At 66.6% G+C, this 14,289-nt stretch carries 10 protein-coding genes; 9 read left to right on the forward strand and 1 reads right to left on the reverse strand.

Annotation, left to right across the window (positions count from 1 at the left end):
* Positions 1-99 precede the first annotated feature (99 nt).
* Positions 100-885: an IclR family transcriptional regulator domain-containing protein gene (locus R5R33_RS08820; protein WP_318955651.1), complete on the reverse strand. Its 786-nt coding sequence runs from the start codon at positions 883-885 to the stop codon at positions 100-102.
* Positions 886-997: 112 nt separating this feature from the next.
* On the opposite strand from R5R33_RS08820, the gene R5R33_RS08825 reads away from it, so the two are divergent.
* The 9 genes from R5R33_RS08825 to R5R33_RS08865 are packed head-to-tail and all read left to right on the forward strand — an operon-like array spanning position 998 to position 14,278.
* Positions 998-2,335 carry an aminotransferase family protein gene (locus R5R33_RS08825; RefSeq protein WP_318955652.1) on the forward strand — a complete coding sequence of 446 codons (1,338 nt, stop codon included), beginning with the start codon at positions 998-1,000 and terminating at the stop codon, positions 2,333-2,335.
* A 37-nt stretch (positions 2,336-2,372) separates the two neighbouring features.
* A complete protein-coding gene (locus R5R33_RS08830; RefSeq protein ID WP_318955653.1) occupies positions 2,373-3,929 on the forward strand; it encodes an aldehyde dehydrogenase family protein in 1,557 nt (518 codons plus the stop codon).
* A 13-nt stretch (positions 3,930-3,942) separates the two neighbouring features.
* A complete protein-coding gene (locus tag R5R33_RS08835; RefSeq protein ID WP_318955654.1) occupies positions 3,943-4,794 on the forward strand; it encodes a CoA transferase subunit A in 852 nt (283 codons plus the stop codon).
* Positions 4,791-5,618: a CoA-transferase subunit beta gene (locus tag R5R33_RS08840; RefSeq protein ID WP_449843692.1), complete on the forward strand. Its 828-nt coding sequence runs from the start codon at positions 4,791-4,793 to the stop codon at positions 5,616-5,618. Before R5R33_RS08835 ends, R5R33_RS08840 begins: the two co-directional genes overlap by 4 nt.
* A 22-nt stretch (positions 5,619-5,640) precedes the next feature.
* Positions 5,641-6,963 carry an acetyl ornithine aminotransferase family protein gene (locus R5R33_RS08845; protein WP_318955655.1) on the forward strand — a complete coding sequence of 441 codons (1,323 nt, stop codon included), beginning with the start codon at positions 5,641-5,643 and terminating at the stop codon, positions 6,961-6,963.
* A 30-nt stretch (positions 6,964-6,993) separates the two neighbouring features.
* Positions 6,994-9,549, forward strand: a complete 2,556-nt coding sequence (locus R5R33_RS08850; RefSeq protein WP_318955656.1) for a CehA/McbA family metallohydrolase — start codon at positions 6,994-6,996, stop codon at positions 9,547-9,549.
* Between the two features lie 19 nt (positions 9,550-9,568).
* Positions 9,569-11,584: a S9 family peptidase gene (locus tag R5R33_RS08855; RefSeq protein ID WP_318955657.1), complete on the forward strand. Its 2,016-nt coding sequence runs from the start codon at positions 9,569-9,571 to the stop codon at positions 11,582-11,584.
* 44 nt (positions 11,585-11,628) lie between these two features.
* Positions 11,629-13,137 carry a Na+/H+ antiporter NhaC gene (nhaC, locus tag R5R33_RS08860; RefSeq protein ID WP_318955658.1) on the forward strand — a complete coding sequence of 503 codons (1,509 nt, stop codon included), beginning with the start codon at positions 11,629-11,631 and terminating at the stop codon, positions 13,135-13,137.
* Positions 13,130-14,278 (forward strand): DmpA family aminopeptidase, encoded by a 1,149-nt coding sequence (locus R5R33_RS08865; protein ID WP_318955659.1) that lies wholly within the window; start codon positions 13,130-13,132, stop codon positions 14,276-14,278. Before nhaC ends, R5R33_RS08865 begins: the two co-directional genes overlap by 8 nt.
* Positions 14,279-14,289: the final 11 nt, after the last annotated feature.

A 14,289-nucleotide genomic window follows, 5' to 3' on the forward strand; every position in this document is an offset into this window, starting at 1 on the left:
TGATCGGATTTATTGTTGTGGTCTCACCGGGCGGGTGGGAACGGCATCCACACCCTGCGGATATATTTTTTGTGGCGCGTAACTCTTCATTCGTTAAATTCAATGGGAGGCCGCGAGACTGCGACCGATGGCCTCGGCGGTGCTGGTCAATTCCGGCAGCAACTCGGCGAGCGCGCGCTCGCGTACCCCTTCGCCGTAGGGAAGGCCGATATTCAGCGCATAGGCGATACGGCCACTGCCGTCGCGCACCGGCACCGACAGCGAGCACAGGCCCAGCTCCAGCTCCTGCTCGACATAGCAGTAGCCCTGGTCGCGCACGCCGGCGATCACCTCATGCAGGCGTGCGGGCTCGGTGACGGTATAGGGGGTGCGCGACGCGATCGGCGCCTCCGCCAGCCACGCGTCCAACTCGGTATCCGCGAGTCCGGACAACAGTACGCGGCCCATGGAGGCGCAGAAGGCGGGCAGGCGCGCGCCGGCACCGAGGCTGACGGTCATCACCTTGCGCACGGCGACGCGCTGTACGTAGACGATGTCGAAGCCGTCGAGCACCGACAGCGAGCAGGACTCGCCCACCCGGTCCGACAGCGCCTGCATCAGCGGCTGCGCCAGTTCGGTCACCGGCAGCGAGCCCAGGTAGGCAAAACCCAGTTCGAGGATGCGCGGCGACAGCGAGAACAGCCGCCCGCGGCTGGTGACATAGCCCAGGTACTGCAGCGTCAGCAGCAGGCGGCGCACCACCGCGCGCGAAAGCCCGGTGCACTCCGCCAGTTCCGACAGGGTCATGGCCGGGCGCTCGGAGTTGAACGCACGGATCACCTCCAGTCCGCGGTGCAGCGATTGGACGTAGTCCGCGCTCTGGTTGAAATCTTCTGGGCTGCTCAAGCCGCTTTCTCCTCCGTTGGGGGGAATCCGTTGACAGTCGAATCTACTGCCCCCTAAACTCGTTCGCAATAAGAATAAATGTTCGTATTGCGAACGTCTACCGGAGGTAAGCATGGATTCGGCGGACATCAAGCCCGAACGGGAAACGGTACTGCACAGCTGGTGCCGACAGGCAGACTGGCGCGCACCCACCATTGTCGGCGGCGAGGGCGCATTGCTGATCGCGCAGGACGGCCGCCGTATCCTGGATATGAGCAGCCTCGCCGAGTGCAGCAATCTCGGCCACCAGCACCCGAAACTGGTGCGCGCGATTCGCGAGCAGGCCGAGCAGCTGTGCTTTGTCACCGCGGCCTGGGGCGCCGAGCCGCGCGCGGCACTGGCGCAGGCGCTGCTGGAAAAATCCGGCTTCGACGGCGGCCGCGTCTTCTTCACCCTCGGCGGCGCCGACGCCAACGAGAACGCGATCAAGTTCGCCCGCCAGGCGGCGAACAAACCCCGCGGCAAAGTCATCACCCGCGACCGCTCCTACCACGGCGCCAGCTACGCCGCCATGGCCCTGTCCGGCGACGCGCGCACCCGCGCCCAAGTCGATGCCGAAGCCTTCGGCGTCATTCACGCGCACCCGCCCTACGCCTACCACTGCCCGTTCAACAGCCAGACCGAGTCCGAGTGCGGCGAGCTGGCGGCGCTCGAAGTGGCGACCCTGATCGACGACGCCGGCGCCGGCAATGTGGCCGCGGTACTGATGGAACCCAACGCCGGCACCAACGGCATCGTCGCCCCGGACAACTACTGGCCGGCGCTGCGCACACTGACCCGTGCGCGCGGTATTTACCTGATCGCCGACGAGGTGATGAGCGGTTTCGGCCGCTGTGGCGAGTGGTTCGCATGGCAGCGCTACGGCGCCGATGCACGCCCGGACCTGATGACCGTGGCCAAGGGCCTCACCGGCGCGCACCTGCCGCTGGGTGCGGTGGTGCTGTCGGCGGAAATCTCCGTGCGCCTCGAACACGAAATGCTCTACACCGGCCTCACCTACTGCGGACACCCGCTGTCCTGCGCCGCTGGCGTCGCCGCCATTGCCGCCTATGAAGAGGAAAACCTGATCGCGCGCTCGCGCGCCCTCGGCGCCGCGCTGTTTGCGGAACTCAAGAAATTGCAGCAGCGCCACGCGCTGATCGGCGACGTGCGCGGCGGCCACGGGCTGTTCGCGGTGGTGGAACTGGTGAGCGACCGCGAGCACCGCACACCCCTGTCGCCGTGGCCGCAGGCGCACCCGGCACTGACCAACTTGCTGAAGAGCGCCATGGAGGCCGGGGTGTCTTTTGCCAGCCGCGGCAACCTGCTGATCCTGGCGCCGCCACTGGTGATCTCCGAGGCGCAGCTCGCCGATGCGGTGGCACTGCTGGACGAATTACTGGCGGCCATGGCCGCGGAACTGGCGGCCTGACGCAACAGCCCCGAAATAACGATAAGAGAGGGAAAACATGAGCTTCAAACTCACCTACGCGACCATGTTCAATCCGCCGGAAGAAATGCATCAGCGCTACGAGGCGGCGCTGGCGGAACTGAGCGCGGACCTCGGCGGCCGCTTCCATCTGTATATCGACGGCGAGGACCGTCCGGCGGAAGCCTACGACACCCGCGTCAGTCCCCTCGACCGCGAGCTGGTGCTCGGCGAATTTGCCGCCGCCGACAGCGCCGATGTCGACGCCGCCATGGGTGCCGCGCAGGTGGCGTTCAAGGGCTGGCGACACACCCCCGCGGCCGAGCGCATCGCGATCATGCGCCGCATCGCCGACCTGCTCGACGAAGAGGTCTACCTGCTCGCCGCCGCGCTGACTCTGGAGACCGGCAAGAACCGGTTCGAAGCCCTGGGCGAAGCGCAGGAGACCGCGGACTTTTTCCGCGTATACGCCGACAGTTTCGAGCAGCAGGGCTTCGACCACATGCTGCCGAACGACCCGCTGCCGGACTGGACCTCCACCAACCGCAGCGTGATGAAACCCTACGGTGCCTGGGTGGTGATCGTGCCGTTCAATTTCCCGCTGGCGCTGGCCGGTGGCCCGGTGGCCGCGGCGCTGGTGACCGGCAACACTGTGGTACTGAAAGGCGCCAGCCATACACCACTGGCCGGCCGCCTGCTGGCGGACTGCCTGCACCGCGCCGGCCTGCCCGCCGGGGTGTTCAACTACCTGAGTGGCCCCGGCAGCCGCATCGGCGATGCGCTGGTGGCGCACCCGTCTACCGCCGGCGTCACCTTCACCGGTTCCTATGAAGTGGGCATGCGCATTTCCCGCTTTATGGTCGCCGGGCGCTACCCGCGCCCGTGCATCGCCGAGATGGGCGGCAAGAACCCCTGCATCGTCACCCGCAATGCGGACCTGGAGCGCGCCGCCATCGGCATCGTGCGCTCGGCGTTCGGTATGGGCGGACAGAAGTGCTCGGCGCTGTCGCGCCTGTATGTGCACTCGGCAGTGGCGGATGAACTGATCGCGCGTATCAAGGGCGAGCTGGGCAAGCTCAATATCGGCGACCCGCGCCAGCGCGAGAACTGGCTGGGGCCGGTGACCACCGCACAGGCACACGCCAATTACGCGCGCTACGCGGCGCAGCTCGGTGAGAGCGCGGAAATACTGCACGGCGGCCGCCAGCTCGACGACTGCGGCGACGGCTACTACGTGGAACCGCTGCTGGCCGAGGCGAGCCTGGAACACCCGCTGTGGCGGGAGGAGATGTTCCTGCCGATCCTGCTGCTGGCGCGCGTCGACAATTTTGAGCAGGCACTGGAGCTGGCCAACGACACGGATCTGGGACTGACCGCCGGCGTCTACGGCGACCAGCGCGAGGTAAACCAGTTCCTCGACGAAATCGAGGCCGGCGTGACCTATGTGAACCGCCCGCAGGGTGCCACCACCGGCGCCTGGCCCGGGTACCAGTGCTTCGGCGGCTGGAAGGGCTCCGGCACCACCGGCAAGGCCATCGGTTCCTTCTACTACCTCGCGCTGTACCAGCGCGAGCAGTCCCACACCATCGTCGAATGAGTGGAGAGAGACCATGGCAACGTTTGTCAGCCTGAGTACCGCCATCGCCGAACTGGTGCGCGACGGCCAGCAGTTGGCGCTGGAGGGTTTCACCCACCTGATCCCGTTTGCCGCCGGCCACGAGATCATCCGCCAGGGCCGGCGCGACCTGCACCTGGTGCGCATGACCCCGGACCTGATCTACGACCAGCTGATCGGCATGGGTTGCGCCAGCAAGCTGACCTTTTCCTGGGGCGGCAACCCCGGCGTGGGCTCGCTGCACCGGCTGCGCGACGCGGTGGAAAACGCCTGGCCGCGCCCGCTGGACCTGTGTGAATACAGCCACGCGGAACTGGCGGCGGCCTACAGCGCCGGCGCCGCCGGCCTGCCCAGCGGCCTGCTGCAGGGATTTCGCGACACCGACCTGTACACCGCCAACCCGGATGCCACCCGCGCCGTCGCCTGCCCGTTCAGCGGCACCGCGCTCACCGCGGTGCCGGCGATCCGCCCGGATGTGACCATCCTGCACGCGCAGTGCGCGGATCGCGCCGGCAACGTGTTGCTGCGCGGCATCACCGGCGCGGCGCGCGAGGCCGCGCTGGCGGCGCGCGCGCTGCTGGTCACGGTGGAGGAACAGGTGGAGAGCCTGGATGCGGGGATGAATGCGATCGTGCTGCCGAGCTTCCTGATCGACGCCATTGCGGTGGTGCCGGGCGGCGCCTATCCGTCCTACACCCAGGGCTATTACCCCCGAGACAACAGCTTCTACCAGGCCTGGGACGGCATCGCGCGCGAACGCGAGAGCTTCCTCAGCTGGATGAACCGCCACGTGCTCGACAGTCCCGATCACTCGGCGCTGCTGCACAAGCTGGGGGTCGCCGCATGAGCCAGCCAGCCGCAGACATTCAATACACCCAGGACGAAATGATGACGGTGACCGCGGCGCGCCAGCTCGCCGACGGTGCCGTGTGCTTCGTCGGCATCGGCCTGCCGAGCGCCGCCTGCAACCTGGCGCGCGAGCTGCACGCGCCCAACCTGGTGCTGATCTACGAATCCGGCACCGTCGGCACCAAGCCGCGGGTGCTGCCGCTGTCGATCGGCGACGGCGAACTGGCGGAGACCGCCGAGGTGGTGATCCCGCTGCCGGAGATCTTCACCCACTACCTGCAGGCCGGGCGCGTGGACCTGGGCTTCCTCGGCGCCGCGCAGATCGACCGCTTCGGCAATCTCAACAGCACCGTCATCGGCGCCTACGACGATCCCAAGGTGCGCCTGCCCGGCGCCGGCGGCGCACCGGAGATCGCCACCCACGCCAACAGTGTGCTGGTGATCATGCGCATGTCGCCGAAGAGTTTCGTCAGCGAGCTGGGCTTTCGCACCAGCAGCGGTTTTTTGGGTGGCCGCGGCGAGCGCGCCGCCAGGGGCTATCCCGGGCGCGGCCCGCAGGCGGTGATCACCGATTTCGGTGTGCTGCGCCCGCACCCGGACAGCGACGAGCTGGTGCTCACCGACATCTACCCCGGAGTGGACCCGGCGGCGGCCGTCGCCGCGTGTGGTTGGCCACTGCAGGTCGCCGCGCAGCTGCAATTGCTGGCGCCGCCCACCGCCACCGAACTCGCGCAACTGCGCGCCCTCAACGAGCGCACCCGTGTTGCGCACGCCACGCCGGTGAAAATTCACCTGGCATCAAATTCATCCAATGCAGTATAAGGATCAGGATATGAACAGCGATATGAAAAACAATAAACGCATTGTCACCCCCCTGCCCGGCCCCAAGGCCAAGGCCATGATCGAGCGCGACAGCAAAGTAGTGTCGCCCTCCTACCCGCGCGATTACCCATTTGTGATGTCCCACGGCGAAGGCTGTGATGTGTGGGACGTGGACGGCAACCGCTTCCTGGATTTCGCCGCCGGTATTGCGGTGTGCTCAACCGGCCACCGCCACCCCGCGGTGGTCGAGGCGATCAAGGGCGCCGCCGACCAGTTCCTGCATATTTCCAGCGACTACTGGCACGAGCACCAGGTGCGCCTGGGCGAGCGCGTCAACGAGTTGTCGCACATGGGCGAGGTGCTGTCCTTCATGTGCCAGAGCGGCACCGAGGCGGTGGAAGGCGCGCTGAAGCTCGCGCGCTATGTCACCGGGCGCTCGCGCTTTATCGGTTTCCTCGGCGGCTTCCACGGCCGCACCATGGGTTCGCTGGCGTTTACCTCCAGCAAGTACACCCAGCAGAAGGGTTTCTTCCCCACCATGGCCGGGGTCACCCACATCCCCTTCCCCAACAATTACCGACCGCTGCTGGCGGGTGACGACCAGGGCAAGGCGGTGCTGGATTATCTGGAACAGGTGCTGTTCCAGTCCAATGTCCCCGCCAACGAGGTGGCCGGCATCTTGGTAGAACCGATCCAGGGCGAGGGTGGCTACATCGTGCCGCCGGACGGCTTCCTGCAGGGGCTGCGCGACCTGTGCGATCGCCACGGCATCATGTTGATTTTCGACGAGGTGCAGTCCGGCGTCGGCCGCACCGGCAAGATGTTTGCCGCAGAGCACTGGGACGTGGCCCCGGACATCATGTGCCTGGCCAAGGGCCTGGGCTCCGGCATGCCGATCGGCCTTGTGGTGTCGAAAAAGGAACACATGGCCAAGTGGCCGCGCGGTGCCCACGGCAACACCTATGGTGGCAACCCGCTGTGCTGTGCCGCCGCACTGGCGACGCTGGACCTGGTGGAACAGGAATACGCAGACAACGCCGCCAAGGTGGGTGCCTACTTTATCGAGCGCCTGCGCGAGCTGCAGGGCCGTGTCGACTGCATCGGTGAGGTGCGCGGCCGCGGCCTGATGATCGGCATGGAGCTGGTCACCGACCGCGACAGCAAGGAACCGGCCAAGGAACTGTGCGATCGCCTGATCACCCGCGCCTACCACAATGGCCTGCTGCTGCTTTCCTGCGGCCAGAGCACCCTGCGCTTTATGCCGCCGCTGTGCGTGACCCGCGCGCAGGTGGATGAAGCACTGGAAATGATCGAGACCAGCCTGGCGGAGGCACTGGTGGGCTAGGTTTCCAACCACATGACCGGGAAAACAATAATGACGACCCGCTCCCTGACCCTGCTGGCAGCACTGCTGCCGGCAGCCATTGCCACCGCGCAGTCCGGTACAGTGCAGTCCGACATCGCGCAACAGGCAAATGTACCGGCGCGCGCGCCGGTCCTCGCCCACGTGGACCATCCGCACAGTTACTACTGGCGCGAGATGTATATTCCGCAGCTCACCAGCGGTCCCGGCCAGGCGGCGTTTACGCCGGATGGCAAGGCGCTGCTGTACAGCATGGCGGGCAGCCTGTGGCGGCAAGCCCTGGACAGCGACGAGGCCTGGCAGCTCACCGCGGGTCCCGGTTACGACTACCAGCCGGAGGTTTCCCCCGACGGCCGCTACGCCATCTACACCCGCGCCGATGGCGATGCGCTGGAGCTTTGGCGGCTGGACCTCGACAGCCTCGAGAGCCGCCAGCTTACCCGCACCGGCGCCGCCAATTTAGAGCCGCGCATCTCGCCGGACGGCAAGCGCGTGGTGTTCACCTCCAGCCGCGACGGCGGTCACTTCAACCTGTTTATCGCGGAACTGGGGGAGAGCGGCCTCGGCGATGTGCGCCCGCTGCTGGCGCCGCGCCAGAGCGACATCGACCGCTACTACTACGGCCCCACCGACCACGCGATCAACCCGAGCTGGAGCCCCGACGGCACGCGTATCTATTACCTGGCCAACACCGAGGTGGCCTGGGGCAGCGGCGACCTGTGGTCGGTGGCGGTGGACAACCCCGCCAACCGCCAGAAGATCCTGGTGGAAGAGACCACCTGGGCCGCCAAACCGGAGATGGCGCCGGACGGCAAGCGCCTGCTGTACGCCAGCTACCAGGGCCGCCAGTGGCACCAGCTGTGGCTCACCACCCCCAGCGGCCAGTCGCCGCTGCCACTGACCTTCGGCGAGTTCGACCTGCGCCAGCAGCGCTGGTCGCCGGACGGCGAGCAGATTGTCTACATCAGCAACGAAGCCGGCGGCACCGAACTGTGGCTGCAGACGGTGATCGGCGGCGAGCGCAAACGCATCGCCGCGAAGCAGCGCCACTACTTGCAACCGATGACGCAGCTGACCCTGCAACTCGCCGGGCCCGACGGCAAACCCATTGCCGGGCGGGTGATGGTGCAGGACGCCAGCGGCCGCCACTACGGTGCCGAGGCGGATGCGCACAACAACGGCTGGCTGCACGGGGACGACTATTTCCAGCCGGGCCAGCAATCCCACGAAAACCACTACTTCCACTGTCAGAAACGCTGTGAACTGCAGGTGCCGCAGGGCGAAATTACCGTTACTGCGCTGCACGGTTTTGCCACCGCACCGGCACAGCAAACGCTCACCGTCGCCGCGGACAGCCAGACCCTGAACCTGCTCCTCGGCGACCTGTCGCTGCCGCGCAAGTTCGGACCGCACCAGAGCGCCGATCTGCACCTGCACATGAATTACGGCGGCCACTACCGCCAGCAACTGGCTGGCCTCGCCGACCAGATGAGCGCCGAGGACCTGGACATCGGCTACAACCTGATCGTCAACAAGGAGCAGCGGATTCCGGATATCGCGGCTTTCTCCACCGCGCCGTTCAACCGCAACGGCCGCACCATTTTCCAGGGGCAGGAGTACCACACCAGTTACTGGGGCCACCTTGGCCTGCTGCACCTGGACGACCACTACCTGACCCCGGACTTTGCCAGCTACCGCCACACCGCACTGGCCTCGCCCTACCCGCACAACGGCGCGGTGAGCGAGCTGGCGCACAAGCAAGGCGCGCTGGTGGGCTATGTGCACCCGTTTGACTGGTCCATCGACCCGGCAAAAGAAAAGAAACTGAGCCACAGCCTGCCGGCGGACGCGGCACTGGGACTCACGGACTACCTGGAAGTGGTGTCGTTCGCCGATCACAAGGCTACCGCCGAGGTCTGGTACCGGCTGCTGAACCTGGGCCTGCGCCTGCCCGCCGGTGCCGGTACCGACGCCATGACCAACTACGCCAGCCTGCGCGGCCCGGTGGGCCTGAACCGCATCTTCCTGCAGGGCGCGGCGCGGGATGCCGATTCCCTCAAGCGTGCGATCCGCGAGGGACAGAGTTTCGTCAGCAACGGGCCAATGCTCGGCCTGCGCGTGAACGGCCAGCTGCCCGGGCACAGCGTGCGGCTGCAGCAGCCCGGCAAAGTAAAAGTGGACGCGGCACTGCGCTCGCTGGTGCCGCTTGAGGACCTGGAGCTGGTGTTCAACGGCGCGGTGATCAAACGCCTGACGGCGGGACAGCGGGTGGACTGGGACGGCGAGGTCGAGATCCCCGGTTCCGGCTGGCTGCTGCTGCGCGCCGCCGGCCAGCCGCATCCCTGGGTGCAGGACCTGTACCCCTATGCCACCACCAATCCGGTGTGGCTGGAAGTGGACGGCGCGCCGCAGCGCGCGCCTGAAGACGCGGCCTACTTCACCGCCTGGCTCGACCGCGTGATCGACGACGCAAGCCAGCGCGACGAATACCTGAACGACAACGAGCGCGAGCGCACGCTCGCCTACCTGCACAAGGCGCGGGCCTTCTATGCCGCCCGCGCCGAGTAACGCACATAAAGGAGCAACCATGAAGCGACTGGGATTCCTGTCGATCGCCCTGCTGGCGGCGGCACCACTGGTAGCACCACAGGCGGCGCAGCCGCTGCGGCCGTTCGAAATGGCGGACATGCACCAGCTGCAGGACCTGTCCGGGCCGAGCTTTTCCCCGGACGGCGAGCGCATCGCCTACACCGTCAGCGGCCACAACCTGGACAGCGACGCCAGCGTGTCCGACCTGTGGCGCGCGAGCTGGTCCGGCGGCGAGCCGGTGCAGCTCACCAACACCCAGTTCGACAGTGAGTGGGCACCCGCCTACAGCCCGGACGGCAAGTGGCTGGCGTTCCTCGGCGACGGCAGCGAGGACGGCAGCGCGCAGATATTCGTGATGCCGGCCGCCGGCGGCGAGCCGCGCCAGGTGAGCAGCCTGCCCGCCGGGGTCACCGACTTTGTATGGGCGCCGGACAGCCGCCGCTTTGCGCTGATCGCCGAAGACGCACCGCCGCCGGTGCGCAAGGACAGCCGCGGCGAGGACAAGCCGGTACCGCCGCTGGTGATCGACCGCTTCCAGTTTGTCGAGGACTACCGCGATTACCTCACCAACCGCTACCAGCGTCTGTGGACCCTGAGCCTAGACGGCGAGCAGCTCACCCAGCTGACCCGCGCGCCGATGGATGTGTGGCTGCCATCCTGGTCGCCGGACGGCGCCAGCGTTGCCTACGTGACCCGCACCGGTCCGGACCCGGATCGCCACCTGAACTACGACGTCTACACCGTGACCCCCGAGGCCGGCGCCGAACCCAAGCGCATCAGCAGTTTTGCCGGCACCGATGTGGACCCCTACTGGGAATCCCGCCCGGTGTGGTCGCCGGACGGCAAGCAACTGGCGTGGCTGCAGAGCGGCGAGGACAAGTGGATCTACTATGCGCCCTGGCAGCTGGTGGTCGCCGACCTGGAGAAGGGCACCGAGCGCAAGCTGGCGCATATTGACCGCAGCTTTTACAAACCGCGCTGGTCACCGGACGGTAAATCCATCTACGCACTGGTGGAGCAGAACCTGAACACCTGGCTCGCGCGCATCGACGTGGCCAGCGAGAAAATCGATTACCTGAGCCAGGGCCAGCGCTTCGGTTACGACTATGCACTGGCCCCCAATGGCCGCCTGGCGGAGCTGGTCTCCACCGACACCCGCCCGTTTTTCATCGAGAGCGTGGAAGCCAAACCGCGCACCCTCGCCGACCACAATAGCTTCCTGAGCCAGGTGCAACTGCAGGCGAGCGAGGAGCTGCGCTTTGACAGCGAGGGCCACAGCATCGAGGCACTGCTGGTGAAGCCGGTCGGCTACCAGCCCGGCAAGAAATACCCCACCATCGTGCGCGTGCACGGCGGCCCGGTGTACCAGTTCTCCCATGAGTTCATGTACGACTGGCAGCTGTATGCGGCGGCAGGCTACGCAGTACTGGCGGTGAACCCGCGCGGCTCCTCCGGCCGCGGTTTCGATTTCGCGCGTGCGATCTACGCCAGCTGGGGCGAGGCGGACGTCAAGGATGTGCTCGCCGGCGTCGATCACCTGGTGGATCTCGGTATCGCCGACAAGCAGCGCCTGGGACTCGGCGGCTGGAGTTACGGCGGCATCCTCACCAACTTCCTGATCGGCAGCGACACCCGCTTCAAGGCCGCCATCAGCGGCGCCGGCGTGGCCAATGTGCTCGGCAGCTACGGCCACGACCAGTACAGCCGCGAATACGAGCTGGAGCTGGGCACGCCGTGGGAGAACTTCGATAACTACGCGCGGGTCAGCTACCCGTTCCTGCACGCGGACCGCATCACCACCCCCACCCTGTACCAGTGCGCGGAGAAAGACCGCAACGTGCCCTGCCTCGGCGCCGAGCAGATGTACCAGGCACTGCGCTCGCTGAAGGTGGACTCGCAGCTGGTGATCTACCCCGGGCAGAACCACGGCCTCAACGTCCCCAGTTACCTGGCGGACCGCATGCAGCGCAACCTGGACTGGTACGGCCAGTACCTGCTGAAAAAGCGCGGCTGAGCGCGCGCGAAATAATTTGTTGAATCCATAACAGAGGCATTGCGATGAACAAGCCCGCAAACCAAATTCCGTTGTGGCTGGCACTGGTGCCGCTGCTGGTACTGATCGGCCTGCTGGGCCTGTCCGTCAACCTGTTCGGCGACGGGTCCTCGTCCGGCCCCAACCAGCTGGCGCTGTTCCTGGCAGCCGCCGCCGCCGCGCTGATCGGCCTGTTGCGCGGGCAGAGCTGGGCGGAACTGGAAAAGGCGATGGTGCACGGCATCAGCCTGTCGATGAACGCGTGCCTGATCCTGCTGATGGTCGGCACCATGATCGGCGCCTGGATGGTCAGCGGCACCGCGCCAGCGCTGATCTACTACGGCCTCGGCCTGCTGGATCCGCACTGGCTCTACCCGGTCGCCATGGTTGTTTGCGCGCTGGTAGCCGTGTCCATCGGCAGCTCTTGGACCACGGCCGGTACCGTCGGTATTGCCCTGCTGGGCGTAGCCCATGTGATGGGACTGTCGCTGCCGATCACGGCCGGCGCGGTGATCTCCGGGGCCTACTTCGGCGACAAGATGTCGCCGCTTTCCGACACCACCAACCTGGCACCGGCCATGGCCGGCACCGACCTGTTCACCCATATCCGCCACATGCTGTGGACCACGGTGCCCTCGTTCCTGATCGCGCTGGTGCTGTTCACCTGGCTGGCGCTCGGCACCGACGGCGAGGGCAGTGCAGAGACCATTGCACGCAGTCGCGAGCTGCTGCAAAGCCAGTTCAATATCGGCTGGCCGACCTTCCTGCCACTGCTGGTGGTACTCGGCCTGGCACTGCGCAAGGTGCCAGCCTATCCGGCGATACTCCTGGGTGCTCTAACCGGCGCGCTGGTGGCCATCGTCTACCAGCCCGAGGCGCTGATCCGCTTCGCCGGCGAAAGCACCGGACCGGGCTGGCGCGCAACGGCGCTCGCCATCTGGCAGGCCATGTCCAGCGGCTATGTATCTGCGACCGGCGATGATGTGCTCGACAGCCTGCTGTCCCGCGGCGGCATGACCAGCATGGTCAACACCGTTTGGCTCATTCTCGCCGCCATGAGTTTCGGCGCGGTGATGGAACACACTGGGCTGCTGCAGCGACTGGTGCAGGTGCTGCTGAAACAGGTACGCGGCACCGGCTCGCTGATCGCCACCACCGTGGCCACCGCCCTCGGCATGAACATCGTCGGCTCTGACCAGTACATGGCCATCGTGCTGCCCGGGCGTATGTTCCGCGCCGAGTTCAAGCGCCGCGGCCTGGCACCGCAGAACCTGTCCCGCACCCTCGAGGACGCCGGCACCATGACCTCCGCACTGGTGCCGTGGAATACCTGCGGCGCATTTATGGCCGCGACCCTGGGCGTACCCACCTTGGCTTACGCGCCCTACGCCTTCCTGAACCTGATCAACCCGCTGATGGCGATGGCCTACGGCTTCGCGAATTTCAGAATCGTGCGCCTCGACGAACAGCCCGATGGCGACGGCAGCGCGCGCGATCTCGATGTACCACCGATGATGGAACCCGAACGTGCATAAACTCTCCTTTCACCGCCAATTCATCGCCGCAGGCCTGCTGATGATCATCGCTGCCACCTGTAATGCCGAACGCGCCCGCGACCTGGGTATCCCGTTTGACGGCACCCCCGGGCCGCTGAACGCCATTACCGACGTGCCCGGCATCACCGTCGGCCACACCACCCTGATCGCCGATACCGAAGAGGGCCATGCGGTGCGCACCGGCGTCACCGCGATCCTGCCCCGCGGCGACGACAGCCTGATGGACCCGGTGATGGCCGCCATCTTCTCCCTGAACGGCAACGGTGAGATGACCGGTAGCCACTGGGTGGAGGAGTCCGGCGTGCTGGAAGGCCCGGTGATGATCACCAACACCCACAGCGTGGGCACGGTGCGCGACGCCACCATAGCCTGGCGGGTCAAGGCCGCGCCGCCGGATGCCAGCGGTTACACCTGGTCGCTGCCACTGGTCGCCGAGACCTGGGACGGGCACCTGAACGATATCAACGGCTTTCACGTGAAGGCGGAGGATGCGGTGGCCGCACTGGAAGGCGCCAGGGGCGGCCCGGTGGCCGAGGGCAATGTGGGCGGCGGCACCGGCATGATCTGCCACGAGTACAAATGCGGTATTGGCACCGCCTCGCGGCTGGTCAGTGCGGAGAAGGAAAACTACCGGGTGGGCGTGCTGGTGCAGGCCAACTACGGCCTGCGCGATACGCTGCGTATCGCCGGGGTACCCGTGGGCCAGCACCTGCGCAACGATCGCATCTATTCCGAGGAAGACCCCGAGGCGGGTGATACCGGTTCCATCATCATCGTGGTGGCCACCGACGCACCACTGCTGCCGCACCAGCTAAAGCGACTGGCAAAGCGCGCCGCCATGGGCCTGGCCCGGGTCGGCTCCTATGCGGGCAACGGCTCCGGCGACATCTTCATCGCCTTCTCCACCGGCAATCCGGCCAGCCAGACCGGCCTGCAGCAGGTACGCATGCTCGGCAACGAGCACCTAGACCCGCTGTTTCGCGGCACCGTAGAGGCCACCGAGGAAGCCATCGTCAACGCCCTGGTCGCGGCGCGCGACATGCGCGGCGAGGGCGGCAATTACGCCAGGGCCATCGACCATGCGGCACTGGTCAAGCTTGTGGATAAGTATCGGCCGTAACCCGGCACGAT

Origin of the sequence: Microbulbifer pacificus (assembly GCF_033723955.1) — a bacterium.
GTDB classification, from domain to species: Bacteria; Pseudomonadota; Gammaproteobacteria; order Pseudomonadales; family Cellvibrionaceae; genus Microbulbifer; species Microbulbifer pacificus.

Coding starts and splice junctions, on each gene's coding strand:
- R5R33_RS08850 (WP_318955656.1), top strand. CDS start 6,994: ATGACGACCCGCTCCCTGACCCTGCTGGCAGCACTGCTGCCGGCAGCC.
- R5R33_RS08855 (WP_318955657.1), top strand. CDS start 9,569: ATGAAGCGACTGGGATTCCTGTCGATCGCCCTGCTGGCGGCGGCACCA.
- R5R33_RS08835 (WP_318955654.1), top strand. CDS start 3,943: ATGGCAACGTTTGTCAGCCTGAGTACCGCCATCGCCGAACTGGTGCGC.
- R5R33_RS08845 (WP_318955655.1), top strand. CDS start 5,641: ATGAAAAACAATAAACGCATTGTCACCCCCCTGCCCGGCCCCAAGGCC.
- R5R33_RS08840 (WP_449843692.1), top strand. CDS start 4,791: ATGAGCCAGCCAGCCGCAGACATTCAATACACCCAGGACGAAATGATG.
- R5R33_RS08830 (WP_318955653.1), top strand. CDS start 2,373: ATGAGCTTCAAACTCACCTACGCGACCATGTTCAATCCGCCGGAAGAA.
- nhaC (WP_318955658.1), top strand. CDS start 11,629: ATGAACAAGCCCGCAAACCAAATTCCGTTGTGGCTGGCACTGGTGCCG.
- R5R33_RS08825 (WP_318955652.1), top strand. CDS start 998: ATGGATTCGGCGGACATCAAGCCCGAACGGGAAACGGTACTGCACAGC.